This window comes from Cohnella hashimotonis (assembly GCF_030014955.1).
Classification (GTDB): domain Bacteria; phylum Bacillota; class Bacilli; order Paenibacillales; family Paenibacillaceae; genus Cohnella; species Cohnella hashimotonis.
The window spans coordinates 8,070,768-8,094,710 of the sequence record NZ_JAGRPV010000001.1; the positions used below are offsets into that span (position 1 = coordinate 8,070,768).

The window sequence follows — 23,943 nt, forward strand, 5'->3', positions numbered from 1 at the left end:
GAATCAGCGCGGCCATTCGATTGTCGGCTGTAGACGGACGTCGCTGCGCAGATCCGGCGCAATCCCCCTTTTGTTGCATTCAGCTCAAGGTAGCAGTATACTAGATCTGTTATTGATCAATCACTATCTCCTAGGGGGGTCATATGTTGGCTAAATCTGATTTTACGTCCGTTAATCGCAAAGCGGAGATTATTTCCGCGGCGATCGAGGTATTCGCCGAAGTCGGCTATTACCGGGCTACGACGGCACAGGTGGCACAGCGGGCGAACATTTCACAGCCCTACGTTTTCAAGTTTTTCTCGACGAAAGAACTTCTGTTGCTCAGCGCGGTGGAAGCCTCGTGGTCCAGAGTGGTCCAATCGTTCCGTCAGGTGGTAGAGAAAACGTCGCCGGAATTGTTGGAGGCAACTCTCATTCAAGAATACGAGCACATTCAGGCGATGCACCATAACGAGATGTTACTGCAGATGCAGGCGCAGACGATTCAGGAGGAAGCGATCCAGCAGTCGATGAGGAACGGCTTTAAGGAAGTCCGCGAAATGGTGCTGGCCGCATTCCAAGAAGCCGGTATCGAGAAGGCCGAAGAGCGGACGATGCTGTTTCTTGCGCGAGGCTTACTATGTAACGTCGCTGTTGCGCTAAATATGCCCGAATTAATGAAGGGATGAGGCGCAGAGTCTTTTATTCAAAAGTAGTTATTGACCAATCACTCACTATTTGCTATAGTGAAAACACAAAGTTAGTAATTGATCAATCACTCACAGGAGGGGATTAAAATGAATTCCATGCTACAACCGGCAATTGCAAATTCTCGCACGATAGCGTATCGGTGGTGGGCGCTGATTGCGCTCGCGCTCGCGCAATTTTTAGTGGTGCTTGACGCATCGATCGTGAACATCGCGCTCCCCTCGCTTGGTTCGGAGCTCCACCTAAGCACGAATACGCTAAGTTGGGTCATCACGGCTTATGTGCTTCCTTTCGGAGGTTTGCTGCTGCTGGGCGGAAGGTTGTCAGACAGATTCGGTCACCGAAAGTTGTTTATGATCGGAGTCGCCGGATTCGCGCTAGCATCGGCCGCAGCCGGACTGTCAACCTCGGGAGCCTGGCTGCTCGCGGCGAGAGCGATTCAAGGCGCATCGGCCGCTCTCCTCGCCCCGGCCGCGCTTGCCCTGGTCACCAAGCTGTTCGCGGATCCGCGGGATCGGGCCAAGGCGCTCGGCATCTGGGGCGCGGTTGCCAGCGTCGGCAGCGCTGCGGGCGTTCTGCTGGGAGGGGTGCTGACGGCTTCGCTCGGCTGGTCCTCGGTGTTCTACGTTAATGTCCCTGTAGCCGCTTTGGTTTTGGCGGCGATTCCCTTCCTCATCGTCAAGGACTCGCTCGGCGAACGCGTAAGTCTGGATGTGCCGGGTTCGGCTTCGGTGACGGCCGGCATCGTAGCGCTCGTCGCAGCACTCTCCGGAACGGAGCAGGTCGGCTGGACGGCTCCGCAGACGCTGGTACTCGCCGGCTTGGCGGTTGTACTGCTCGGATCGTTCATTTTTCTCGAGAAGCGCGCTTTAAACCCGCTTATGCCGCTAGGCATTTTCCGCAACAAATCGGTTACGGGCGGGAATCTGGCCATGTTCCTTATCGGAGGAGCGACGACGGGACTGTTCTTCGCGCTCTCGGTCTACATGCAGCAAGTGCTTCATTACGACGCGTTAAAGGCAGGACTCACCCAGCTCCCGCTGGCCGGTGCGCTGGTCGCCATCGCCGGGGTCGTTCCCGCGGCGGTCAAGGCCGTCGGTACGCGTAAGACGCTGGCCGCATCGCTCATCCTGCTGGCCGCAGGGCTCATCTGGCTGTCTTTCTCGCCGAGCGATGCTACATTCGCAGCCAATCTGCTAGGTCCCTCCATCTTGATCGGAATCGGATTGGGCGGCGCCTTCGTCTCCGGTACGGAACTGGCCGTGAATGGCGTGGCCGATGGAGAAGCAGGGCTTGCTAGCGGCTTGGTCAATACGAGCCAACAGATCGGCGGCGCTATTGGACTCGCGCTGCTGACCACCGCGGCGTCGTCTCGAATCGATCGCCTGCTGGGCCGCGGCGCAGCCGAAGCGCAAGCGTTGACCGGGGGATTCTCCTGGGTGTTCCTTGGAGCAGCCGCATTCGCGATCATCGGGGCGATCGTCGTGCTCGCGATTGTACGATCATCGTCGTCTTCCAAAGTAAGTGACTGATCAATCACAAAGGAGCGATTCATATGATCAAAGCAATGGTAGTGAGAGCAGGCAGCGGCTGGGGAAGGGTATTGGTCAAGCACTTAATCGGGGCGAATGTCGAAGTCGTCGCCTATTCCGGATCGCGGCGCAAGCTGGAAGCATTGGAGGAGACATACGCCTCCACATCGCTTCTGCGGACAGTACGCGGAAATGCCCGGAACGAAGGCGAGCTTCTTGCGGCAGCGGAAGGCGTCGACGTGATCTTCTGCGGGGCCTACTTAACCTACGATGATGAGCCGGAGAAGGTGCGGCGGATGCTCGAGGCGGTGCGGAGCGTCTCTGCAGCGACGGGTGCCAGAACGGTCGTGCTCGAAGGCGTTTATCTCCCTGCCGACGAGAGGATACCGGACCCTGCAAACCCTCCTGTTAAATCGTCTATGCGAATCAACAGTCCGGAGCTGTACGGCGAGGGCGTATCCAACACGGTTACCCACTACGCGCTTCGCAAAGTTATTCAAGGGAAGCCCGTCAAGCGGCTCATCGATCCTTCCGTCGGAAGAGACTATCTGTATGTAGAGGGTGCTGCCAGGTATGTGTTGGAGCTGGCTTCGACGGAATCCGCTTATGGAGGCGTTTGGAATCTTCGAGGAAATGGTCCGATCTCGCAAGCGGAGCTCCTTGGCCTGCCGGGCTCCACTGTTCAAGCGATCCCGCAGTTCGAGCCGATCGACGGGTGGCGGCTGCGCTTGCTGCAATGGTATGAACCGAGGGCGAAGACGATGCTGGAGCGCTTGGCACGACTCGGCGACGATAGCGGGAGGGAAGGCACCGTATTTTGCGGCCCGTCGCCCACGCCTTACCCGGAGAGCATCGCGTCAACGATCGTGTACATGATGAGGAAACGCGATGGAGGAACTCAACTTGACTAATCGAAAAAACGTCAAACGCCTGGTTTACATCGCTATTCCTGCGATGGTGGTGCTCCTGATCGGTGCAGCGTTAACGATTTATTTCTGGCAAATGCGGCTTCAGAAGCCGGTAGAGATGAACATGGCTCATCATCAAATGGCGGCCGGCATGACGGATATGGCGGATATGGAGCACATGGAGCACGTGGCGGGCATGGAAAATTCCTCTGCTGCTGAAGGCGGGGTGTCTTGCGTCTCGCTGACGGCCCCGGACTCGTCGGCTCCGATTCGGAAGTTCGATCTGACGGCAGCGCGGACGACCTTGAAGCTCGATAACGGCAAGGCGGTTGAAGCCTGGACGTTCAACGGATCTTCCCCGGGTCCCGAGCTTCGCGTTAAGGAAGGCGACCGAGTGGTTGTCACGCTCCATAACAAGGACATCGAGGACGGCGTTACGATCCATTGGCACGGGATCGAAGTCCCGTGTTCGCAGGACGGTATCGCTGGTGTGACGCAGGATACCGTGCCGCCGGGGGGCGAGTTCACCTACACTTTCATTGCGCCGGCGCCGGGAACTTATTGGTACCACTCTCATCAAATGAGCTCGATCCAAGTCGGCAAGGGACTTCTGGGCGCGATGATCGTCGAACCCAAAGAAGGATCCGAATCCGATACGACGACTTCGGAGACGACCGCCCTTTATCAGCAATTAGGTTCTTCCATGCTGGTGAACGGCAGTACGCAAGGGCTGGCAGTCCCGGGGCGACCCGGCGATATCGTCAGGCTAAGGCTGATCAACTCGGGCAATGAAACGATGGAATTTCATGTCGACGGAGCGCCTTTCCGGGTCGTCGCTATGGACGGTCACGATCTTCATGAACCCGGCCAACTGGCGGATACGATGGTCCCGATCGGAGCGGGTCAGCGTTACGATCTGCTCATTCAAGTTCCGGCGACGGGCAAAGTTGTCGTTGGCAGCCCTTCGGCCAAAAGCTTGCCGATTACGATCGGCAGCGGAAGCGAGCCGCACCATTCGGAAGGCGGGCAGCCGTTCTCGTTCGTGGATTACGGCACCCCGTCGCCTAACGATCCCATCCCGCAAGTTCAGCCCGATCGGCATTTCGATCTCGAGCTGGGCCAGACCCTTTTCGTCAAATCGATTAACGGCAAAGCCTTCGGCGAGATTCCTCCCATGATCGTGAAGGAGGGGGACCATGTAAGCATCACCGTTTCCAACGTAGGCGGGGGCGATCACCCGTTCCATGTTCACGGGCACGTGTTCCGCGTCTTGAGCAAGAACAGGGTTGCCTTGCGCGGCAGTCCGGTGTATCTGGATACGCTCCTAACGAAGAAGGGCGAGACCTATGAGCTGTACCTTGAAGCGGACAATCCAGGCCTCTGGATGGTGCATTGTCACAATCTCAAGCATGCCTCGATGGGCATGAGCATGATGCTGAATTACGAAGGCATTACGACGCCATACCGGGTCGGAACCCAATCAGGCAATCTTCCCGATCTATAAGCCGCGCAGACGCAACGATTTTGAGAAGCATCGTTCTGTTAGTAATCAATCAATCACAATACGAAAGAGGTCGAATGGGATGACGATCACGAAGGCAATGGTCATTGGAGCAACCGGCGGAACGGGTGCCGCAATTACGGAAGAGCTGGTAAGTCGCGGGATCGACACGATTGCGTTCGGGCGTTCACGTCACAAATTAGAGCAATTCGCGAATCGGCTAGGCAACCCTGCTCATCTGACGCTTGCCGTTGGGGATGCCATGCGACCGGACGATATCGCTTCTCAAGCTGGCGGGGCGGACGTATGGTTCCATTGCGCGAACGTTCCGTACCACGAGATGACGAGTAAGCTGATTCCGCTGGGCGAGTCGGTGATGGAGGCGGCGGACCGCATGGCTGCTCGAGTCGTCGCCATTGACGGAATATACCCTTACGGCAGGAGACAATCCAACCCCGTAACCGAGGAGCATCCGAAAGCGCCGCATACGCGAAAAGGTAAAGTTCGCTTGGACTATGAACGGATGTTGTTTAGCAAGCGGTGGAACAAGGCCAAGGTTGCGATCGCCCGATTGCCGGATTATTACGGACCTACCGCCAACGAAGCCTCGTATTTGGGCTCGACGCTGGAAGCGATCGCCGCCGGCAAGATGGCGTTTTACATCGGGAATATGCATATTCCCCGCGAATTCGTCTACTTGCCGGACGCGGCGGCCATGATTGTCGAGCTGGCGGGTAAAGAAATCGCCTACGGCCAGAATTGGCATATCCCGGGTACCGGGTTAATCGCAGGGCGAGACATCGTGAAGATTGCGCAATCGGCAAGCGGCAGCGTCAAATCGGTCATTCCGTTAAAGAAGCTGGGCTTGTCTCTACTCGGAATCGGCATGCCTGTTATGAAGGAAGTGGTGGAAATGCTTTACTTAACAGAAGAGCCTCTGACGCTTAGCCGAGACAAGTACGAGAGGTTCATCGGCCCGGTCGTGGCAACACCGTTCCAAGAGGGGATCGCCTCAACGATAAAAGCCTTACAAAAGAGAATATAACCAATAGCCATCTCAGTAATTATCGTGTTGAGACAGCACAATTGATGAATGAATAGAAAAACTCAATTAACGATCATCATAAATTTATGTTAGAGTGTATTTGAGTTTATTCCGAGTGAAAAACTTGAATTTTAATCTCTTTTGCAGGGAGTCCTTTGAGGGATGAGTGAAATTTATCGTTTAGCGACACAAGAGGATGCGGAGAGAATACAAGAGGTAATCTATGAGGCTTATATCACGATACGCGAGCTTGAGCTTCATTGGCCTGCCGCCCATGCGGATTTGGCCATGATCCAGACGAATATCGCTGAACATGAATGCTACGTTTTGGAGATCGATGGTGAAGTGCAAGCTACGGTTACCCTGTCTAAAGGCAATGAGCTTAAAGGAATTACGGATCTGCCTTTCCTGAGATGGTTTGCCGTGGATCCTGCGTCTCAGGGAAAAGGGGTGGGCAACAAGCTGCTCACTTGGGTGGAGGAGCAGATCATTCGCGATAAGTTGGGTGCGCCAGCCGTTACATTAGCGACTGCCGAGAAACATCCATGGCTGCTGCCCATGTATGAACGCCGAGGCTATGAACGATTGATGGCCTTTGACCCGGGAAATGGGGACGGGACGATGCATTTATTAAAGAAAAGTGTCGCTCCGGGCAACTAAAGCTTCATTGTTTATGGCGTTGACTTCAGACAGACAAGGCTTATGCGACCGTAGATTCGGGGTCAAACCGGCTATAGCCGTACGGGGGTTCGCCCGTGCGGCTAAAGTCGGTACGATGACCCTATTTTTTAACCACCGGAACCCAAAATTCGCCGTAGAACGTGCCGTCGCCATTTTCTTTGCGATAAGTCGCATTTGGACCGCCGATATAAGCATAGTCCGTGACTTGCGACAAGACTTCGGCAAAAGCGCGGTAAGTCAACTGATCGAACAGAGCTTCCTTGTCGCCGGTTCCTGCGACCACGATGTACTCGCTCTCCGGAAACTCGATGATGCGCGTTGCGTCAGTCACCGATTTGCTAGCTTCTACCGCGAAGTAATTCCACGGTCTGCCTTGATAAACCTCGTTGACTGACCATTCACGATCATCCTTTGCGGCCGCCTTAAGCTTGTCAAAACGCCCGTCAGCCTTCAGTCCTCCCCAGAACGCCGCTTTTTCTTTTTGCAAAGTCGGCACGTCCCGGAAATTGGATTGTATCGAAAAACCATACGCGGTCAGTGTAAACGACTTTTTGTGTTCGACGGAGTAACTTTCCACGAGAGCGCTCCTTTGCTTAAGATTAGTCGCCTGCTTTTTTCGCGCGAAGCCACATTTCGCCGTAAAATTTGCCGCCTTCAGCCGCTTTGACGAATGTGGAGTTGCCGGGACCAACGTATTTGTAGTCCGTAATTTCTTGGAGCAGGCCGCCGAATACTTTGCCTGTTATTTCGTCGGCAAGGCGGTCTTTGTCGGCGCCGGTGCCGGGCACCACGAGGTATTCCCCGGCGAGGAAGTCGAGAACGACCGCGTCTTCCACGTCGTATGCGCCCATCACGCCGAAGCCGCGCCAAGCCTTGCCGCCGATGACGTAATTGATTTGATATTCCTGCCCGTCAGCAAGCGCGAGAAGCTCGTCCAGCTTGCCGTTTTCAGTGATTTCCGTTTTTTTCGCCGCCGTTTTTGCCGCATTGCCTGCCCAGTCGTTGTAGTCTTCCAGTATAACGCCGAAAGCAGTCATTTTGTAGTTTTCCGAGACGGTTTGGATGGAGTAGCTAGCCATTATTATTCTCTCCTTTGGGATGATTCTTTACAAGATTGATACTAGTCGCTAAATGTATCAAAAAACGATACTTTTTTTGGCGGATGCCAAAAAGCGATGCTGCATTTCTGATACAATACAATCATGAAAAAGACCGAACGAGTGAACCTGATCATGCGGTTTATCAATAACCGCGCGCATTTTACGATTGCGGAGATTCAGCGGGAGTTCAAGATTTCCCGCGCGACGGCGATCCGCGACATCAACGAGATTCAGGCGATGGGTTTCCCGCTGACGTCCGAGCTTGGGCGCGGGGGCGGCTACAATGTCCTGCAAAATCAGTACCTGTCCGCCGTCCGTTTCACGCCGGAGGAGCTCAAAGCGATATTTATCAGCTTTATCGCTTCCAAAAATTCGCAGCTGCCCTATTTGCAAAATCGCCGCTCTATCACAGAAAAACTCATCGGCATCGCATCGCAAGCCCAGCACGACGAGCTGATCGAGCTGAATCATATCTTGCTTTTTGAAAATACGAATCCTGCGAATCCGAATCTGCTCGAACTCGACGATGCGGCGCCTGCGGAGTTGAATCAGTTGATTTCGCTTGCCGTGCGGGATAAGCACCTGCGTTTGACTTATGAGCCGAGTATTGGCTGGCCTCAATTGATGGACGTTTTTTTGATTCATATTTTTAACTCAAACGCGCATTGGCTGGTCGAGGTTTATGATTTTGATACGGATGCGTTTCGGTATTTACCTGTCGAGATGCTGCGGGATTCGGCTATCTCCACGGAGAAGATGAAGCGTTCGGAGCAGGAGATTTTAAGCAAAAAACGGCTTGGCGCACGCGAGTCCAATCTGGTTGTAAAGCTTGATTGGACCGGCATTCAGCGCTTTAAGCGCATGCACCCGCCGGGAATTATATTGTCCTTTACAGGGATGTTCCAGTCGAGCGGGATTTTTAACGTTCAACTGGACGTGACCGATGCCGAAGCGCTGGCATACTATGCGGATTGGCTTTTGTTCTTGGGGAAAGGGGTCGAGTTTGAACGGATTCCCGATGAGCTGCGCTTGATATTGGAAGAGCGGTTAAAGGGCAGTGCCGATACGTTGGCAAAATAAATGCCGGGCGAAGATACCGGGCAACTTAGGCATCGAGGTCGTGTTTTTCGCCCTTATTTGTTACACTAATTTTCATGATGAAGGGGGAGGATGAGCCGTGGGAAGAAAACAGTTGTATACCGAATCGGAGTTGCTGGACGTGACCAAGAGATTGGTTCTGAATCACGGTTACGATGGTTTTCATCTCAAAATGCTGTCCGAGCACCTTCCCGGCGCACGAAGCACGATTTACCAGTATTACGCCAACAAAGAAGAAATCGTTGCCGCTTGCATGAAGCGGGTGATCTCGAATGTATACGACAAGGTGTCTAAAGTCGATGAATCGGATGCGATGGGCGCGCTTCAGGACGTGCTGGCGATATACGTGGAGGAATCCAAGCTTCACCAGCTTCTGGGAGATGCCAATAAGATAAACGCGAACAACTCGGAAGCCGCAGCCCGCGATCTCGCGTTCGTCGAGAACGCGCATCTGGATCTCAAAGCGCAGCTCGTGCGTCTTATCGAACAGGCGCAGCAGGCGGGAATGCTGAGAAAAGAATTTCCGCTGCCCGTACTGGTCGGCACGTTTTTTCATTTGTTTAACACGCCGAATATGCTGGAGGTTCCCCCTGCGCAATGGAGTCGGCTGCTGTTTGATATGTGGGTCGGAGGGGCCAGGGGCAGGTAAGTATTTGACACATGTGTCAATTATGGTGTTTAATATTCGAGAAGACGAGTGTGAAGCGCCGAATTTGACACATGTGTCATAAAAATGAGAGGGAGGGGAAGATCCTATGTTTTTAGCGATCAGGGAGTTCGCTCACAGCAAAATGCGATTTTTGATGATTGCTATTATTTTTGTGTTGACGGCATGGTTGGTCTTCATTTTATCGGGATTGGGCAATGGACTATCCACGCTTGCGGCGTCGACATTCAAGAACATGGATGCCGATTATGTCGTTTTTGAGCATGGGTCGCAATCTTCCATGAGCAAGTCTATATTAAGCGAGCAGACGACAGGGCAGGCCGGGAAGCTGCCGAACGTCGGAGCCGCGTCGCCCATGGGTATTTCAATGGCCACCGCCCTGACCGGCAAGAGCGACAGGAATGAAGATAAGGTGGACATCGCCATTGTCGGCGTGAGCCCGGGAAGCTTTTTGGAGCCGCGAGTCGTTGAGGGCGAAGGCCTGTCGCCCGATCGTCCCGACGGCGTTATCGTCAATGCCACTTTGAAGGACAAGGGGTTTCGCCTGGGCGACCGCTTTCGATTGGACGGTTCGACGGAGTCCTTGACCATCGTGGGTTTTGTCCAGAATCAGACCTACAATCACGTAGCTTCTGTATTTGCTTCTCTGTCGGAATGGAGGAAAATCGCCTTCGCGGCCCCGGGGTCGGACAAAGGAATCTCCAATCCGGTCAACGCCGTTATGCTGCAAGGCAAAAACATTCGTCCCGGCGACGTAGACGCCCGTCTGTCGGGTACGGACACCGTAACCCGCGCAGCCGCGATCCAGGGCCTACCTGGATACAAAGAAGAGAGTGGCTCCATTCTGATGATGCTTGCCTTTTTGCTGACCATTTCCGCATTTGTACTCGGCGTGTTCTTCTACGTAATTACGATGCAAAAATGGAACGCTTTCGGCATCATGAAAGCGATCGGAGCAACGAACGGATTTCTGGGCAGAGCGATCGTTTCCCAAGTCCTCGTCTTGTCGGCATGCAGCGTTGCCGCCGGCATCGTGCTTACGTACGGTACGGCTGCGATCATGCCCAAAGAAATGCCTTTTCAGCTCGATCCGACGCTTCTTGTCGTCTATTCGATCCTCCTTCTCGTTATCGCGGTGCTCAGTTCGCTGGTCTCCGTCCGTAAAATGACTAAAATAGATCCGCTGCAAGCGCTCGGGAGGGTCGAATAATGCCAAAGGGATTACGCATTCACAATGCCACCAAATATTTCGGCGAGGGCCCGAATCGACTGACGGCGCTGGATCGCGTATCGATTGAAGTCGAACCCGGCGAATTCGTTGCCGTCGTCGGCCCGTCCGGTTCCGGCAAGAGCACGTTCCTGTCCGTCGCGGGGGCGCTGCTTCAAGCTTCGGAAGGGGAGGTGGCGGTGAACGGGAATTCAATCTCCCGACTATCGGCGAGGGAGCTGTCTGCCGTCCGGTTGAACGAGATCGGGTTTATCATGCAGACCTCGAATCTGGTCCCTTATCTGAACGTACTCGATCAATTGCTTCTCGTGAAAAGAATGGGCGGAAAGGTCGCCGCTGCGGACAAGGCGCTTGCCCGACAGTTGTTGGAGGGCCTGGGACTTCATGCAATGCTGAGAAGTTTCCCGGAGAATCTGTCCGGCGGCGAAAAGCAACGGGTGGCGATCGCGCGGGCGTTCGTCAACGACCCGAGCGTCATATTGGCCGACGAACCGACGGCAAGCCTGGATACCAAACGTGCCTATGAAGTGGTCAACCTGATCGCGAATGAAGTAAAATCGCGCCGGAAAGCCGCGATCATGGTTACCCACGACGAACGGATGCTAAAACACTGCGACAAAGTGTACCATATGGAAGATGGCAGGTTGTCGCTCGTCCGGTAGCGCTGCAGTTTAGCCGAACTCAGGATTCTGGGCCCTGCTGTCGACATAGTTATTATTAGAACCTATTTTCCGTCGTTTCCGGAGGGTTGCCAGTTGATTGTCCAGACCAAGCTATACATTCCACGTTTGCGTAACGCTTTAGTGCCGCGGCCGCAGTTAATGCGCAAGCTCGACGAGGGGATGACAGCCAAGTTGACGCTGGTCTCCGCGTCGGCCGGCTACGGGAAGACGACGGCGCTCGGCGAATGGGCCAGACAAAGCGGCGTCCTTGTGGCGTGGGTATCGCTGGATAAGGAGGATGACGAATGGGTCCCGTTCTGGAGCTACGTCATCGCTTCGATCCAGAAGCGGATCCCCGGCTTTGCGCGAACCGTCAACCCGCTGCTGGAGAAGGGACCATCCGCGTCGTCCGAATCGCAGGAGCCCGCGATTTCCGCTTTGCTGAACGAGCTTCGTCAACTGTCCGCCGACCTGGTGGTCGTTCTCGACGATTTTCATCTGATCGAGCTGCCCGCCATTCAGAAGTCGTTGCGTTATTTGCTGGAGCGCCTGCCTCCCCACGTTCATCTCTATATCGCGAGCCGTACCGATTTGGACATCCCGACCGCCAGTCTTCTGGCCAAGGGGGAAATGCGGCGCATCACGGTTCAGGATTTGCGGTTTCGTCCGCAAGAAGGTTTGACCTTTTTCTGGGACACGAAGGGTTTGTCGTTGTCCGAACAGCAGGCGGCCGAATTGTGCGAGCGGACGGAAGGCTGGATCAGCGGCCTGCAGCTCGCGGCGCTCGCGCTTAAGAGCAGCAGCGACATCGCGAGATCGATATGGCAGTTTGACGGACAACAGCATCATATCGCCAATTATTTGCTCGAGGAAGTGTTCAGTCATCTATCGGACGAGATGCGCGCCTTTTTGCTCCGAACGTCTATTCTGAGCCGTATGAATCATGCCTTATGCGAAGCCGTAACGGGACAATCGAACAGTCAGGAGTACCTGCAGCAACTGGAACAATGGAATTTGTTCATCAGCCCGCTGGACGATCGGCGGGACTGGTACCGATATCACCAGCTGCTGTCTGATTTTCTGCAGCGGCTGTTCGCCCAAAGCGCGCCGGAGGACTGGAGGCTTGCGCATACTCGCGCGGCCGAATGGCTGGAAAGCCATGGCTTCGAAGAGGATGCGGCCAGGCACTATTTGGAGGGCCGGCAGTACGACGGCGCCGTTCGCGTGATCGAGAACAATCTGCAGGCTTTCTTGCAGAAGAAGTTCGCTACGCTGAGCAGATGGATCTTGCAGCTGCCGGAGCCCTTCATCTCGAAGCGGCCGATGGTCGAGATGTTCTATCTGTTGTTGCTCATCGGCATCCGGCAATGGGATAAGGCCTATGCGAAAGCAGAGCAAGCCAAGCGCCGCTACGAGAACCTGAAGGGGCAAATGGACGAAACGGAATGGAAGCAAATGATGGGCAATATCTGCTTCGTTTGCGCCTCCGCCAGCTATTTTGAGAAGGACCTGGACCGGGTATCGGCATATTTCGAGCTCGCGGACCGGTATACGCCGGAAGGCGGCTTCCTTCAAGCGATCGGGGACAATCGCTATAGCGGTTACGAAGAATTCGAGGATCATTTGTCGTTCATTAACGATTATCGGGCAGCGGCTGCGTTTCTATTGAAGTGGACGACCCGATGGGCGCATCAGAAGGGGCATCCGTTTGCCGGTCGGCTGTACGCTTCGTACAGCATGCTGCTTTACGAATGGAACCGGATGGAAGAGGCCGAGCGCTGCATTCGTCACGTCCTTCTCCCCGATGAAGCGCAGTTCAATACGCGGAGCTTGATGCAGATTTACATCGGCGCCTCGCGAATTCAGCAAACGCTCGGCCGTCCCGCGGAGGCGGCGGAGCTGCTGGTGCGGTTGGAAGAACGGATCGAATCTCCGGATTATGCGCTTTTTCGGCGGAAAATAGAAGCGGAGAAGGCTTGTCTGGCCGTGCGGCAGGGCGCATTGGACGCGGCGGCGGAATGGCTGGAGCGGTGCGGGATGGCCTCGACGGATGAAGTATCGATGAATGGCGTCTCGGCGTATATCACTTTGGCGAACGTGCTCGCAGCATGCGGCCGTACGGAGGAAGCGTCGGCCTTGGCGGAACGCTTGCAGCAATTGTTCCGGCAAGAGGACCGTCTCCGCGATCGGATTCGAATCCTCATTCTGCAAAGCTTGATCATGCAACGCACCGGTCGAACGAAGGAGGCGCTCGATCTGCTGACGACCGCTTTGCGCTTGGCGGAGCCGCAGGGGTTCGTTCGCAGCTTCGTGGACGAAGGCCAGGCGATGGCGGAGCTGCTGAAGTCGATTGAGGCGAGCCCGGTGCCCGAGGCTGACTATGCCGGGCAAATCTTGCGCGCCTTCGCGGATGCAGATCCGCTGTTCCGGGCGGCTGCGCGTTGAGACGGGGAGGGGAGGCGCTCAAGCGGCGGACTTATAGGAGGACGGCGCATTCGGGCCGTCGGAACATATGCGATTGAAGTTGGTTATAAACAGTGTTACGCTAACAACGGCAAGCGCCAAATCTAAGTTTTTCAAGGAAAGGTCATACCATGATCAAAGTCGAACAACTATCCTTCTCGTTTCCGCAGAAAGAACTCTATAAAAACATTTCATTCACGCTTGATGAAGGACAACATTGCGCTTTTATCGGAACAAGCGGCAATGGGAAAAGCACGTTGATAGACATGCTGATGGATCCGGAAAAATATATGTACGAGGGCATCTTGGAAATAGACCCGACTTGCAAAATCGGGCACGTCAGTCAGTTCCCGCAACTCGATCAAACGAAAGAAACAACCGTTTTCGAATATATAGGGGAAGAATTCATTAAGATACAAGATGAAATCACTTCGATTTGTACGGAAATGGAATCAACCTCGGATTTAGATTCGTTATTAGAAAAATACCAACTTGCTTTAGACGCCTTGGAGGCACTCGGCGGGGATGATTTTGAAAGCAATATTAATAGGAAACTAAACTTGGCTAACCTCATGCGGCTGAAGGATCATAGCGTATCGGACCTGAGCGGCGGGGAATTCAAGCTTATTCAGGTGATGAAGGAAATGCTTCGTCATCCGGACGTATTGATTATGGACGAACCGGATGTCTTTTTAGACTTTGACAACCTCAATGCGCTTAAAAATCTGATTAACGCTCACAAAGGAACGCTGCTCGTTGTTACGCACAACCGATATCTGTTGAATCATTGCTTCGACAAGATCCTGCACCTTGAAAACACGGAGATCCAGGAGTTTGACGGGCGGTATGTGGATTATAACTTCTCCTTGCTGCAGACTAAAGTGGAGTTGCAAGAACTCGCAGTCGCCGAGGCCGAAGAAAGTGAGAGAAACGAGAAAATCATCCATAATTTAAGGGCGATTGCGACTTATAACTCAGAAGCCTCAAGAGGTAAAGCGTTAAAGGCGAGAGTCAGGTTTCAAGAACGATTGGAAGCGCGTAGAATTAAAGCGCCATTCGTTGCGTTGAAGGAGCCGGCGATCCGTTTCGAACTGGACCATGCCATGGAAGATAGCACCGTTATACAGGTCAGCAATTATAAGGTGACCTTTGATGAATTGCTGTTAGACCATGTTGACTTCGAGATCAGGTCTACGGATAAAGTAGCCATCATTGGTGCAAACGGCACCGGGAAAACGACTCTACTCCGAGATATCTTTAAAAATAGCCATGATTCCATTGAAATCAATGCTGACGTTAAAGTGGCATACTTATCTCAGAATCAAGGCGAAGTGCTGAAGGATTCGAATACGGTAATGGATGAATTCATCGAGGCCGGGTTTAAAACTTACGATGAGATTAGAGCGTACCTCTCGAGCTATGGCTTTGAAGGAGAAATCGTTAATCAGAAGATAGCCTCTTTATCCGGCGGAGAGAAAAATTTGCTTCAAATCGCCAAAGTAGCCGCCAGTAAAGCGAACGTACTGCTTCTTGATGAACCGACCAGCCATTTGGACACCTATACGCAAATCGCACTTGAGAAAGCCATTGAAGAATATAAAGGCGCGATTCTCATGGTTTCTCATGACTTCTATTCGGTCGTAAATGGCATGGACTATGTTTTAATCATTGAGGACAAGACGATTAGAAAAATGAGCATGCGGAAATTTAGGCAGATGATCTATGCCAGCCATTTTGATCGGGATTATCTGGAAAAGGAAGAAAAGAAAAAATCGGTTGAATTGAAAATAGAGTCGGCTTTAAAAGATACGGATTTTGAACTTGCCAAAGGCTTGGTTGATGAGCTGGAAGGGCTGATTAAGCTGCTTTGAATCAATCTCCTCCATCCACCCCATGCATATACGGATACAACAAAACCAACCCAGCCAAATAAAGCACAAAGGCAAACCACGCAGGCAGCAAATGGATGAAATCAGTGTAGCCGATCCCGTAATGGACGCTCAGGCCGGCGATAAAGGCGAGGAAGCGCTCGTCGTAGGGAAGCAGCACACTCGATAGCGCGATTAGCCAAGCGATTAATCCACCGATGATCATGCCGATCCCAAGCAAACACATCCAACCCCAATGCCTCCAGAGGATGGCGTTTCAGGGACGGCGGTGCTCGCTGCCTTGTTGCTAATAATCGCATCGTTAATCCGCTTAGGCAAGCCCGGTCCTGCAAAAACAAATCCGCTGCCAAGAAGTACGGCATCTGCGTCGTTTTGGAGGAAGAGCGTCGCATCCTGGGGCTCATGGACGCCGGCGGCGACTTTGACGATCCAACTCGAAGGTCCTAATTGCCGTACGAGCCGAAGCGTCTCCAAGCCCGATGACTTCACGCAACTTCCTTGAACCGCCGCTCCGCCTTCCGCAGCTAGCTCTCCCCCGATCACAACACCGTGCCACGCAGAACAATCGATAGGTTGAAGCAGATGGTGAAGCCGATCTTCCGATAAGTCAGGCGGGAGGTATAAAAAAAACGGGCATTCTGTTTCCGCGCAATCAACCATTCGGTTCAGTATGCGATGACATACAGAAGCGTCCCCAATGAGGGACGTTATATCTACATAAATACCCGCAGCGCCAACCGCCGTCAGCCGATCGATCAGGTGAGTAAACTGGGAAATCACTTCTTCATCGGACGCGCCAGGCATGGCAGCGATTCGTACGTACTTGGGCAGACTGTGTCCTGAAGCCGCGAGTTTTTGTATGACGGCAGGCAAGCCTTCGTTTTCGAAAGGCTCGGGAAAATAAATCAGCTCTTGCTTGGCATTGAGTTCAATCGGTTCGTGGGATGCGATCGGTTGTACGGTGACGGGGCCAATCTCCACAAAGCCGAAGCCAAGCCTGGCAAGCCCGCGTTGGGCAGTGCCTTCGGGATCGATTGTGCCTGATAAACCTACTGGCGTCGCCGACCACCCCGTCTCGAGCAAAGGGGAAGGCTCCTGGTGGCCTAGCGTCTTAATGAGAAATGCGCCGCCTGGCATGCGACCGACAGCGCCGAAGGCGTTGAGCGTGATGCGCCGTGCGGTTCGAGCCGGCAGACGCAGCAGTAACGGGCGAAACAAGGTTTGATAAGACCAATCCGGCACGTATCGCGGTCTCCTTTGGACGGACAACTGTAATCAGATCATACCATTGGATGCCTTCGACGGGTATAATAAGGAAAAGATTCGACAGCCGACCCCGAGGTGCCGACATGATTCTGAGTACCAAACTGCATATCCCGCAAACGCGGCGCGACGACCTTGTCGAGCGAACGGCGATAACGGAGCTATTAAATAGAGGCTTGAAGAGCAAGCTTACGTCCCTATCGGCTCCCGGAGGATATGGCAAGACAACGGCTCTAAGCCAGTGGCTGCAGCAGTCCGCCATCCCTGCCGTATGGATCTCCTTGGGCCCGCAAGATAATGACCTGATTGCGTTTTGGAGCTATACGATCGCTGCAATCAATAGTAAGAATCCTCAGTTTGCGGAAGCGGTCACCCCGTATTTGCCCTCCTTAAAGTCGGGAGCGTTCGAGCCCTTCATCTCGGCCATGGTTCGCGAGCTTGACAGCTGCTCGGATGAATTCGTTTTAGTTTGGGACGACTATCACACGATTGATTTTGCGCCCATTCACGCGTCGGTCGCTTATTTCCTTGCTTATTTGCCCGCTCACTTCCACCTCTATGTCACAAGCCGGACTGAAATGCCTTTTCCGACGGCAAGGCTGCAGACGACTGGCCAAATGGTGAAAATCACGGTTCAGGAGCTGCGATTTCAACTTGCGGAGGGCATCCGTTACTTTCAGGATTGCATGGGATTGTCGCTGTCGGGAGATAAGATCGCGGTGCTCGTCGACCGTACGGAGGGATGGATCAGCGGCCTGTATCTTGCGGCCATTTCGCTGCAAAGAAGCGGCGATCATGCGGAATTTATCCGTGCCTTCAGCGGGGAGCACCGCAACATAGCCGATTACCTGTTTCAGGAGGTTTTTAGCCTCCAGCCGAGCGAGATTCAGTCCTTTCTATTGGAGTCCGCGATCTTAGACAGGATGAACGGCACGCTGTGCGAGGCGGTTACAGGACAAGCGAACTGTCAGGAACTGCTGGAAACGCTGGAGCAGCAGCATTTGTTCATCGTCTCGCTGGACGATCAACGGGAGTGGTATCGCTACCATCATTTGTTTTCCGATTTTTTACGGCGGCTTTTTCGGAAGCGATATGCGGGAAGATCGAAGGAACTGCACACCAAGGCGGCCCAGTGGTTGGAGGCGAACGGGTTTTTAGAAGAGGCGGTAGAGCAGTTGCTTATGGAAGGGCATTATCTGGAAGCAAGCGATCTCATGGAAAAGCATCTACAAGACTTTCGCGTGAAAAGAGGAGTGCTTTACCGATGGCTTTGCGAGCTGCCGGAGTCTTGTTTGGCGGATAAACCGGGCATTCAGTTTCTTTATGTCAAAGTGATGGTGGAAGCGGGTCAAATGGAGCTGGCGCAAGCCAGACTTCGTCAAATGGAGAACAAGCTTTCGGATCCCGAATGGACAGCGTACGTTGGGAATGTGCTTTATTTGTCCTCGGCGGTTTCTTTTTACCGGAAAGATATTCGACAAGTGGATGAATACATGGAGATGTTCGACCGGCATATGCCGGAAGGCAGCTACCTTCAGATGATCGAAGGGAATTCATATTCCATCAGTTTCGACACGCAATTGAGCTTTATCAACGATTTGCATGAAGCGGAGAGATACTTTTCGAAGTGGGTTAAGAGATGGGAGAGCAGAGAGGATTATCCCTTTGTCGGCTTTTATTATGTTACGTACAGCTTGCTGTTATACGAGCAGAACCGATTGGAAGAGGCTGAAGTTTATGCGGAAAGGGCGCTGCAGACCAAGTGTATACAGCCCTATGGCCTTATATTGTTCGGTGCCGCCGCAGTTGCTGTGCGGATCTATCAAGCCAAAGGGGCTTCGGCCAGAGCGTTTGATCTGCTGGAGCAGCTCAAATCGAAGATCCATTCTCCGGACAAAAGTATTTTCATGAGGAAGATAGAGGCAGAGAAGGCTTATTTGTCGCTTGTGAATGGTTCCTTTGATGCGGGTTGGCTGCAAGCATGCGGCATCCAATATACTGATACGGCTCCGTTTGCTTCGATCAGGGAATATTCTCACTTGGCACGGGCATGCATGGCGTGCGGCAGGGAGAGCGATGCCTTGCAGCTGCTTGAGCAAATGTACGGATTTGTCCATGATGAAGATCGAACCTGGGATAAGGTAAAGGTGACGATTCTGCAAAGCTTGGCTTTTTACCAAAAAGGAGAGACGGCAGACGCCCTTATGAAGCTGGAAGCGGCGCTCCAATTGGCGGAACCGGGGAGATACATCCGCAGCTTCCTGGATGAAGGGGTCAAGATGGCAGAGCTGCTGCGCGAATATACCGGGCACAGGCAGACTAACGCGAATCCGATGTCTCCGATCATGCGCTACGCCAGAGAATTGCTGCTGCGCATGTCGGACCCTGCGAATGAGACGGCCACATCGGGCGCCCTGATCACGAAGCAGGAATTAAAAATATTACGGATGATCGAGATGGGGCTGTCGAATAAACAGATCGCCGACCAGCTTCAGATTACGACGGAGACGGTCAAAAGCCATCTGAAAAGCATGTATCGAAAGCTTCGCGTGAACAAAAGAGAGCAGGCGCTGGAGCAAGGGAAAGCATTAAAGTGGTTGTAGCGCGCGTTGTACAATAAATACCGGTATAAGAATATCCCCCATAATTTTACCCCCCCCCCTCCCCCTTGGATGGGGGATTTTTTTTGCGCTGTAATCATCTTATAGTAGTGCAAAAGTAACATGATTCGACGTTTTTCAATCCCATTATAAGCAGCTGGGCATTATTGAAGGCAAAGGCGCCAATGCTTGCCCAACCGATTCACTCGATCCGGCAAATTCTTTGACAACTCCACCTTCGCCATATCCGCAATTGCTGTACTTTCGGAAGATCAGAGGAGAGCAGGGATGGAAAACGTGACGGACGTGCCTTTGGCCGAACTGCTCTCGATGATCAGCGTCTCGTTGTAAAGATGCTTGAGACGTTTTTGAATATTTTCCAGACCGACATTCGCCCCTCGGGCATCGCTGACGGCCATGTTTTTTGCAGGAAAGCCTACGCCATTATCCTGTACGTTCACTTGCAGCCGGCCTTCGCGAAGGTTGACGGAGATCCTTACGGTCCCGCCTTCCTCTCTGCGCATTACGCCGTGATGGATGGCATTCTCAACAATCGGCTGAAGCATAAGCGGTGGCATTCTGCACGCGCCGGCTTCCGGATCAATGTCGTATTCCACCCGCAGCTCGCTGCCAAAACGCGCAAGCTCGATATCTACGTATGCTTTTATCAAAGTGAGCTCCCGACGGACCTCGGACAGTTCCGCTTCGCCTCTAAAATCAAAGCTGTAGCGCAAATAAGCGCTGAAGTTCTGGAGCACCGTGCGAGACTTGGCGTGATCGGTATGACTTAACGATAAGATCGTGTTGAGCGTGTTGAACAAGAAGTGGGGCTTAATTTGCGCTTGAAGGAAAGCCAGCTCTTTTTGTACGACTTGCCCCATAGCCTGTTTAAGTGCGACGAGTGTCCTGACGCGGGTGCGCAGCTCCGACATGTCGTAAGGCTTCTGCAGGAAGTCATTAGCTCCGGCATCAAAGCCAAACGCCATTCCTTCCCGGCTTGAGCCTGCCGTGACGAGCAGAACGGGTAATTCGGGCAAGGTGTAGCGTTCCCTGATCTGTCTGCACAGATCGTAGCCGCTCATTCCCGGCATCATGATGTCCAGGATGCACAAGTCGTACGATTGCTCCTCGATTCGTTGAAGCGCTTCTTCTCCGCTTCCTACAGCCGTCACTTTGTAGCCGTCCAGCGAGAGAACGTTTAATAAGGTACGCAGGTTGCTATAGTCGTCGTCCACGATCAGTATGTTTACTGGGCCGTGACCTTCCATAGCATAGAATTTTTCCGGTTCCGGCGCTTCTTCGATCTCCACTGGCGGTACGGCTTCGGCCGGTACCGGCGCCGCCGGCAGCGTGAGTATCATTTGCGTACCGCTGCCGATGGAAGAGACCGCCACAATCGTTCCTCCTTGCAGCTCGGCCAACTGCCGCGCGATGAACAAGCCTAGCCCGACGCCACCGGAGAGCTGGGTGTCCGTTTCAGCTGCCTGCTCGTAGGACATAAAGACGGATTCCAGCCGATCCGGCGGAATGCCTCTGCCGGTATCGGAGACCGTAATCTTTACTTGACCGGCTGTAATGCGCGCAGTAACGGAGACGCTGCCTCGTTCCGTATATTTGACCGCATTGTCGATCAGGTTCCGGATAATCTGATACAGTCTGTTTTCGTCCGCCATCACGAAGAATGCTGCGGGAGGAATTCGATTGTCGAGCAGCAGCGGCTTACTCTTGATGGCATAACCGTATAGTCCGATTACCGCACCCACGACCGCCGACAAGTCCACGGGCGCGATGTGCAGAACAAGATCGCGGTGCTTCATGCGCGAGTAGTCCAGAATGTCATTAACCAATATCGTCAGCCGTCGGCCGATATCCCTGACCAGCTGCAGATCTTCGGACTGCTCGCGGCCAAGCGGCCCGCGCGCGCCTTCGATCAGGGATTGCGAGATATTAATAATACCGTTAAGCGGCGATTTGAACTCATGCGAAGTATTGGCCAAAAATTCATCCTTCAGCTTGTCGGCCGCGGACAGCTTGTCCGTTAAGCGCCTGACTTGATTGTAGTCGTTCGTAAACTGCAGGGACATGTACAGCGCCTGGGAGATGACAAGAATCGGCTGGGCGATCGGCAGGAAAAAGTGGCCGTCGAGCTGCCAGAGCGTGTTAAGCGCAGAGGTGAACATCATGATGAAGCAGCTTATGGCGGATAGCGTTAGATAAACGGCACCGGGCCTGCGCTTGAGCGATGCCTTGTACATATAATAACCGTTCAGTCCCATGACAAAGGCGGACATCGGCAGAATCGAATAGATATAAGGCGCGTAATACGTTGCTTTGGTGAAGATTACGAGCAACGCGCACGCCGCCAGAATGATCTCCAGCACGCGAAGCGCCTTGCGCGAGAATACGCCAGGCAACAGGTAATAAGTGAATCTGGAGAAGAAAAACAATACGCCGAGCGCGGACAAATTCTCGATCCACAGCTGCGGCATGACGTCAAGCGAAGGCAGCAGCTTCATGAGCAGGCGCTCCGAATGTGTCATCTGATAGATGCCGCCGCAAAAGCTCACAAATGCAAAGTAAATAAGTTCCTTGCTGTTGTTGCGCTGAAAATACAGGACGAAGAAGTAAAGACCGATAAAAAGAAAACCCGAAGAGACAACGCCGTCCAACAGCACGTTATACTCGCCCAGATGGGCAATCACGTCCTGCCTGCCCAACGTAATCGTCTGCACCATGCCCGAGTTGAAGCTCTTGAAGCTCGCGACCTGAACGAGAATGTCGAGATCGTTGTTTCCTTGAAGTTGAAAATAGCCTGCGTAAGGGGTATTGCGATGGATGATGGCCGAGGGATCGGCAGCCGGCGAACCGCTGTGTCCGATCTCGTCTCCATTGACGAAGATCCGGTTGGAAGCCCGGATGTTGGACGTCTTCAGCGCGAGCGTACCCTCGCTGCAGGATAAATGAGCTTGCAGGCGGTACGTGGCATAGCCGTTGATGGGGAGTGTGACGTCCCCGATCCGCTGGCCGTTCCAATGACCGGGCACGTTCATATAAGCTTGGGGCGTTATCGCGCCTTCTGCCAGATCGGCGGGAGTCAAGAGCCGGGACCAATAAAACGACCATTCTCCGTTAAGCGGGACCGTAACGTCCGAGGCACAGTCCCATTCCGTCAGATCGATCGAGCCGGACACGGCGACCGGCTTGTAAGCGTGTTGATGCTGATAGATGGGAACAAAGAAGGTTGCGGCGTAGACAAGCACGGCGATTATAAATACGAGTCGAGGCTTGTTTGCGCGTAATGCGCGTAATGCACGTAAGGTAAGATCGATGATAGGAGCCCTCCCGGCTGACGAAGAAGTCTCAGTTCGAGGCTTTTCCGGCGTTCAAAACATCCTGGTATAACTGCTTGACTCCATCGCCGGGCTGCAGACCGAATTCCCTTTCAAGTATATCGCTCAGTCGATGATAGTGCTGGATAAAACCGGCACGGTCGCCTCGCCTCTCCAGCAAGCCCAGCATCAGTTCGTGGAAGCCTTCGTCGAACGGATAGCGCCGGAGCAGCTCTCTCAGCTTGCGTTCCGTGACTTCATCGTTGCCTTTGTTTAACAGATAGCGGCAATATTGCCGGGAGCGATCGAGATACAAAAGGAGCAGGCGCTCGCGTTTGTCGATGCACCATAGCACGTCCATATCCCGGTAAAGCTCTCCCGCATACATAGCGAGCATGCGCTCGAACGCTTGGGCGTTGTAATCGTCCACCTTCGAATGGTTCATGAAAAATGCTTCAAAACGCTTAAAGTCCGCGGGGTCTCCCGACCATGACAGACGATATTTGCCGGAGGAGAACGACAGGTCGGCATGCAGTTTAGAAGCCTTTATCGCCTTGCGCGCCTGGTAGACGGTAGTATGAAGCATCGTCAGCGCTCTGTCGGCATCGAGGTCGGGCCAGAGCTGTTCGATAATCTCCCATTTGGACATGGGATGATCGCTGTACAGCGCCAGAAAGGCAACGAGCTCTTCGCATTTGGCGGTCCGCCACTTGAGCGGGAGGGAATACCGAGACTCGATCTTGAAGCCGCCAAATCCCTTGACGGCCGTATATTCGTCCTGGGGCGTCGGTGCGGATTTTCCGCCAGTTAGATTGCTTTGAACGTTAGAATGGGCGCTGAGCTTTCGTTTCAGCACGCGGTCTACCGTTTGCCTGACTCTCCCTTCGTCCGCGGGCTTGAGCAGGTAATTGATCGCATTCAGGCGAAAAGCCTCGATGGCATAATGGCCGTAGCCGGTAACAAAGACGATGTCGGCTTCGAGTCCGGGATAGCGTTCGAACAGCCGTTCGGCCAATTCCAGGCCACTCATGCCGGGCATATGAACATCCAGAAATATAGCGTCCGGCGCCAATTCGCCTACCTGCTCAAGCGCCTCGGAGGGGCGCCGAAATGCGGCTACGACTTCGGTTCGCCCATCCGAGGCGAGCAATATTTTCAGCAAGTCGATCGCAGGCTGTTCGTCGTCTATGACTATCGCTCTCAACAAGTGGACAGCCCCATTCATGGAGAAAAAATTAGTACCTCCTTTTTACCATATTTAGTTTCTTTTTTCGACATGAATTCAGGATT

General features: G+C 53.5%; 19 protein-coding genes and 1 pseudogene. 14 read left to right on the forward strand and 6 right to left on the reverse strand.

The genetic code is table 11. The features are described 5' to 3' along the window. The first annotated feature begins 146 nt into the window (after positions 1–146). The 6 genes from KB449_RS32235 to KB449_RS32260 all read left to right on the forward strand — a co-directional run bounded on the left by KB449_RS32235 (position 147) and on the right by KB449_RS32260 (position 6,333). Entirely contained in the window at positions 147–668 is a 522-nt protein-coding gene (locus tag KB449_RS32235; protein WP_282912255.1) for a TetR/AcrR family transcriptional regulator, read from the forward strand. Between the two features lie 108 nt (positions 669–776). Next, a complete protein-coding gene (locus KB449_RS32240; protein ID WP_282912256.1) occupies positions 777–2,219 on the forward strand; it encodes a DHA2 family efflux MFS transporter permease subunit in 1,443 nt (480 codons plus the stop codon). A 23-nt stretch (positions 2,220–2,242) separates the two neighbouring features. Continuing rightward, positions 2,243–3,130 (forward strand): Rossmann-fold NAD(P)-binding domain-containing protein, encoded by an 888-nt coding sequence (locus KB449_RS32245; protein WP_282912257.1) that lies wholly within the window; start codon positions 2,243–2,245, stop codon positions 3,128–3,130. Continuing rightward, positions 3,123–4,631 carry a multicopper oxidase family protein gene (locus KB449_RS32250; RefSeq protein WP_282912258.1) on the forward strand — a complete coding sequence of 503 codons (1,509 nt, stop codon included), beginning with the start codon at positions 3,123–3,125 and terminating at the stop codon, positions 4,629–4,631. Before KB449_RS32245 ends, KB449_RS32250 begins: the two co-directional genes overlap by 8 nt. Positions 4,632–4,710: 79 nt before the next feature. Further along, positions 4,711–5,673 (forward strand): NAD(P)H-binding protein, encoded by a 963-nt coding sequence (locus tag KB449_RS32255; protein WP_282912259.1) that lies wholly within the window; start codon positions 4,711–4,713, stop codon positions 5,671–5,673. Between the two features lie 162 nt (positions 5,674–5,835). Continuing rightward, entirely contained in the window at positions 5,836–6,333 is a 498-nt protein-coding gene (locus KB449_RS32260; protein ID WP_282912260.1) for a GNAT family N-acetyltransferase, read from the forward strand. A gap of 121 nt (positions 6,334–6,454) precedes the next feature. Here the strand turns inward: KB449_RS32260 and KB449_RS32265 are convergent, their stop codons facing one another. Both KB449_RS32265 and KB449_RS32270 read right to left on the reverse strand, forming a co-directional pair. After that, a complete protein-coding gene (locus KB449_RS32265; protein WP_282912261.1) occupies positions 6,455–6,931 on the reverse strand; it encodes a GyrI-like domain-containing protein in 477 nt (158 codons plus the stop codon). Between the two features lie 22 nt (positions 6,932–6,953). Further along, entirely contained in the window at positions 6,954–7,433 is a 480-nt protein-coding gene (locus KB449_RS32270; RefSeq protein ID WP_282912262.1) for a hypothetical protein, read from the reverse strand. A gap of 153 nt (positions 7,434–7,586) precedes the next feature. Between KB449_RS32270 and KB449_RS32275 the strand changes: the two are divergent. The 7 genes and pseudogenes from KB449_RS32275 to KB449_RS32305 form a co-directional block, all read left to right on the forward strand. Next, a pseudogene (locus KB449_RS32275) lies at positions 7,587–7,676 on the forward strand (hypothetical protein); the annotation flags it as partial. 165 nt (positions 7,677–7,841) lie between these two features. Then, on the forward strand, positions 7,842–8,534 hold the full coding sequence (locus KB449_RS32280) for a WYL domain-containing protein (protein ID WP_282912976.1): 693 nt from the start codon (positions 7,842–7,844) through the stop codon (positions 8,532–8,534). Positions 8,535–8,631: 97 nt separating this feature from the next. Further along, positions 8,632–9,201, forward strand: coding sequence for a TetR/AcrR family transcriptional regulator (locus KB449_RS32285; protein ID WP_282912263.1), 570 nt, complete (start codon positions 8,632–8,634; stop codon positions 9,199–9,201). A 106-nt stretch (positions 9,202–9,307) separates the two neighbouring features. Then, positions 9,308–10,429, forward strand: coding sequence for an ABC transporter permease (locus tag KB449_RS32290; RefSeq protein ID WP_282912264.1), 1,122 nt, complete (start codon positions 9,308–9,310; stop codon positions 10,427–10,429). Further along, positions 10,429–11,109, forward strand: coding sequence for an ABC transporter ATP-binding protein (locus tag KB449_RS32295; protein ID WP_282912265.1), 681 nt, complete (start codon positions 10,429–10,431; stop codon positions 11,107–11,109). The genes KB449_RS32290 and KB449_RS32295 overlap by 1 nt, the downstream gene beginning before the upstream one ends. A 180-nt stretch (positions 11,110–11,289) precedes the next feature. Beyond that, on the forward strand, positions 11,290–13,554 hold the full coding sequence (locus KB449_RS32300) for a winged helix-turn-helix domain-containing protein (protein ID WP_282912266.1): 2,265 nt from the start codon (positions 11,290–11,292) through the stop codon (positions 13,552–13,554). Between the two features lie 149 nt (positions 13,555–13,703). After that, complete coding sequence (locus KB449_RS32305) at positions 13,704–15,443, forward strand: ABC-F family ATP-binding cassette domain-containing protein (protein ID WP_282912267.1); 1,740 nt, start codon at positions 13,704–13,706, stop codon at positions 15,441–15,443. Position 15,444: 1 nt separating this feature from the next. On the opposite strand, the gene KB449_RS32310 is transcribed toward KB449_RS32305, so the two are convergent. Next, on the reverse strand, positions 15,445–15,681 hold the full coding sequence (locus KB449_RS32310; RefSeq protein ID WP_282912268.1) for a hypothetical protein: 237 nt from the start codon (positions 15,679–15,681) through the stop codon (positions 15,445–15,447). Further along, the gene (locus tag KB449_RS32315) at positions 15,663–16,703 is read right to left on the reverse strand and encodes a dihydroorotate dehydrogenase (protein WP_282912269.1); all 1,041 of its coding nucleotides are present in this window, start codon (positions 16,701–16,703) and stop codon (positions 15,663–15,665) included. The genes KB449_RS32310 and KB449_RS32315 overlap by 19 nt, the downstream gene beginning before the upstream one ends. Positions 16,704–16,810: 107 nt before the next feature. On the opposite strand from KB449_RS32315, the gene KB449_RS32320 reads away from it, so the two are divergent. Next, positions 16,811–19,327 (forward strand): winged helix-turn-helix domain-containing protein, encoded by a 2,517-nt coding sequence (locus KB449_RS32320; protein WP_282912270.1) that lies wholly within the window; start codon positions 16,811–16,813, stop codon positions 19,325–19,327. 269 nt (positions 19,328–19,596) lie between these two features. Here the strand turns inward: KB449_RS32320 and KB449_RS32325 are convergent, their stop codons facing one another. Both KB449_RS32325 and KB449_RS32330 read right to left on the reverse strand, forming a co-directional pair. Beyond that, positions 19,597–22,515 carry a hybrid sensor histidine kinase/response regulator gene (locus KB449_RS32325; RefSeq protein WP_282912271.1) on the reverse strand — a complete coding sequence of 973 codons (2,919 nt, stop codon included), beginning with the start codon at positions 22,513–22,515 and terminating at the stop codon, positions 19,597–19,599. Positions 22,516–22,684: 169 nt separating this feature from the next. Continuing rightward, positions 22,685–23,860, reverse strand: a complete 1,176-nt coding sequence (locus KB449_RS32330; RefSeq protein ID WP_282912272.1) for a response regulator — start codon at positions 23,858–23,860, stop codon at positions 22,685–22,687. Positions 23,861–23,943: the final 83 nt, after the last annotated feature.

Excerpts from the sequence above, each read along its gene's own strand:
- KB449_RS32290 (WP_282912264.1), top strand. The coding sequence starts at position 9,308 with ATGTTTTTAGCGATCAGGGAGTTCGCTCACAGCAAAATGCGATTTTTG.
- KB449_RS32305 (WP_282912267.1), top strand. The coding sequence starts at position 13,704 with ATGATCAAAGTCGAACAACTATCCTTCTCGTTTCCGCAGAAAGAACTC.
- KB449_RS32255 (WP_282912259.1), top strand. The coding sequence starts at position 4,711 with ATGACGATCACGAAGGCAATGGTCATTGGAGCAACCGGCGGAACGGGT.
- KB449_RS32320 (WP_282912270.1), top strand. The coding sequence starts at position 16,811 with ATGATTCTGAGTACCAAACTGCATATCCCGCAAACGCGGCGCGACGAC.
- KB449_RS32260 (WP_282912260.1), top strand. The coding sequence starts at position 5,836 with ATGAGTGAAATTTATCGTTTAGCGACACAAGAGGATGCGGAGAGAATA.
- KB449_RS32240 (WP_282912256.1), top strand. The coding sequence starts at position 777 with ATGAATTCCATGCTACAACCGGCAATTGCAAATTCTCGCACGATAGCG.
- KB449_RS32295 (WP_282912265.1), top strand. The coding sequence starts at position 10,429 with ATGCCAAAGGGATTACGCATTCACAATGCCACCAAATATTTCGGCGAG.
- KB449_RS32300 (WP_282912266.1), top strand. The coding sequence starts at position 11,290 with ATGACAGCCAAGTTGACGCTGGTCTCCGCGTCGGCCGGCTACGGGAAG.
- KB449_RS32270 (WP_282912262.1), bottom strand. The coding sequence starts at position 7,433 with ATGGCTAGCTACTCCATCCAAACCGTCTCGGAAAACTACAAAATGACT.
- KB449_RS32245 (WP_282912257.1), top strand. The coding sequence starts at position 2,243 with ATGATCAAAGCAATGGTAGTGAGAGCAGGCAGCGGCTGGGGAAGGGTA.